2 protein-coding genes and 1 pseudogene are annotated in these 2,023 nt (G+C 66.2%); 2 read left to right on the forward strand and 1 reads right to left on the reverse strand.

The window, feature by feature from the left end:
* Positions 1–22: 22 nt before the first annotated feature.
* The gene (locus AC1DBQ_RS23095; RefSeq protein ID WP_476930717.1) at positions 23–823 is read left to right on the forward strand and encodes a class E sortase; all 801 of its coding nucleotides are present in this window, start codon (positions 23–25) and stop codon (positions 821–823) included.
* A 170-nt stretch (positions 824–993) separates the two neighbouring features.
* Positions 994–1,632, forward strand: a pseudogene (locus AC1DBQ_RS23100) (anthranilate synthase component II); the annotation flags it as partial.
* Between the two features lie 39 nt (positions 1,633–1,671).
* Here AC1DBQ_RS23100 and AC1DBQ_RS23105 read toward each other — a convergent pair.
* A partial coding sequence (locus AC1DBQ_RS23105; protein WP_476930718.1) for a PASTA domain-containing protein occupies positions 1,672–2,023 on the reverse strand: 352 nt, incomplete at its 5' end.

Genomic DNA, 2,023 nt, shown 5'->3' on the forward strand with positions numbered 1-2,023 from the left:
TCGCCCATGAGGAGAACCCGCAGTGCTGCAGTTGGAGCAGGGATCCGGCCGGACCGGCCGCCGGCGGAGACTGTTCAGGGACGGCGTCCGGATCGCAGGTGAACTGCTCATGACGGTCGGCGTCATTCTCCTCCTCTTCGTGGCGTGGCAGTTGTGGTGGACGAATGTGGCCTCCGACGCCCGGCAGCGCGACGTCGTCAAGGAATTCGCCCGTGGGACGGCAGTATCCGCTCCCGCGGCGTCCGGCGTGCCGGAAACCGGCGGAGCCGCACAGGACGTCGGGCCGGCGGCCGCCGCCGCTGAACCCGTCGTTGCCCCTGAACCAGAAGAGGGCACGACGATCGGCATCATGTATGTTCCCCGATTCGGTACCGGATACACGCGCCCCATCGTTCAGGGAACCACTCCGGCGCTGCTGGACACCCTTGGCATCGGGCACTACCAGGGCACCGCGATGCCGGGCGCGGCGGGAAACTTCGCGGTGGCCGGCCACCGGCAGACTCACGGCGCGGTCCTGGACAACATTGATGCCCTGGTGCCCGGGGACCGAATCTACGTCCAGACCCGCGAGGGCTACTATGTCTACGTGTTCCGGAACAGCCAGATAGTCCTGCCCTCGCGGATGGATGTACTGCTGCCGGTGCCGACGCAGCCGGGCGCAGTAGCCACGGAGCGCTACCTGACCATGACGAGCTGCAATCCGAGGTTTGGCTCGCAGGAACGCTTTGTCGCCTACGCACTGCTGGAGTGGTGGCAACCTGCGACGGCGGGTCCGCCGGCCGAAATCGCTCCCCAGGCGGCCCGTGCGGCCGGGGAAGGCTGAGGCATGTACAGCTGGCTATTCCGCCACCTTCCAGGGCCCTTGTGGCTCAGGATTGTGACGGCGCTGGTGCTGGCGGCCGGAGCACTGGTATTGATGGTTCAGTTCCTTTTTCCCTGGCTGGCGCAATTCACCCAGTTAACAGATTCAACGATTGGTTCAGCAAGGCACCCATGAGCACAACCAAGATCTTGGTCGTAGACAACTACGACAGCTTTGTCTACACCCTGGTGGGCTACCTCCAGGAGCTCGGCGCGGAGACCACCGTGGTCCGCAACGACGACGTCACGCTCGCCGAGGCGATCGAAATGGCCGAGGCACGCGACGGCGTGCTCATCTCCCCCGGTCCGGGGAATCCGGCCGAGGCCGGCGTCTGTATTGAGTTGATCAAATGGTGCGGCCGCCACTCAAAGCCCATGCTGGGCGTGTGCCTGGGCCATCAGGCGCTGGCTGAAGCTTACGGAGGAACCGTGACGCACGCCCCCGAACTGATGCACGGCAAGACGTCCCTGGTCGAACACCACGGAACCAGTGTGTTTGCCGGGCTCCGGTCGCCCCTCACGGCCACCCGCTACCATTCACTGGCCGCTGTCCGCGAGAGCATCCCGGAGGTCCTGGAGATCACCGCGGAAACGGCCACGGGTGTTGTGATGGGTTTGCAGCACCGCACCGCCCCGCTGTGCGGTGTCCAGTTCCACCCGGAATCCGTCCTGACCGAGGGCGGCTACCAGATGCTCGGCAACTGGCTCGAGTCGCTAGGCATGGCTGGCGCGGCCCAACGGGCAGCGGACCTGAGCCCGCTCATCAAACACTKACCCGTCAGGGACAGCCAAGGTAGGGAACAGCCCGGATCAGGGGAACAATCCGCCCAGGCCTGCATCCTCCTTGGACGCGGTCTTGGTGGGAGTCGGCGTGGGCGTCGGTGTGGGATCCGGCGCCGGTGCCGGCGCCTTCGCCACAGTCACGGTGATGGTCTTGCCCTGCTCCACGAGCGAATCCGCGGCATCGGCCTGACCCGTCACCTTACCCGGAGCCACCTGGGAATTCTCCACCTCGGTGGCATTGAGCTTCAAGCCCTGGGCCGTTAGGGCCGCCTCCGCGTCCTTCAGGGGAAGCCCGATCAGCTGCGGCACGGCAACCTTCCCGGTCGAGACGACGATTTCGACGGCGTCCCCCACGGCGACCACCTGGCCAGGGGCCGGG

This window comes from Arthrobacter sp. 10T413_2 (assembly GCF_056394205.1).